The 238-nt window shown below is 38.7% G+C and carries 1 protein-coding gene; it reads right to left on the minus strand.

The genetic code is table 11. The annotated features are described in order from the left end of the window. The coding region (locus SB689_RS24150) for a hypothetical protein (RefSeq protein ID WP_410694552.1) at positions 1-231 on the minus strand (231 nt) is incomplete at its 3' end. Between the last annotated feature and the right edge of the window lie 7 nt (positions 232-238).

Consider the following 238-nt stretch of genomic DNA (forward strand, 5'->3'; position numbering starts at 1 on the left):
GTTATTTCCGGAGTTTTGATTATTCCCTTGGCCTTGTTGGTTATTATTCTGACCTCCGGGTTTTTCAATTCTTTTTCTTTTCTTTTTTGCTCCAGAACCTGGTTTTGGTGCAAACTGAGTTAAGTCAATCTTTTCTCCGACAATCTTAGGACCGTCAAGTTTTTGATAAACTGTCTCGATTTTCTGAGGTTCCTGAGATTCTGGTTCAGCTTCTACTTTTGGAGCTTCCACTTTTTTC

It is taken from the genome of Chryseobacterium sp. SIMBA_038 (assembly GCF_046535115.1).
Classification (GTDB): Bacteria; Bacteroidota; Bacteroidia; order Flavobacteriales; family Weeksellaceae; genus Chryseobacterium.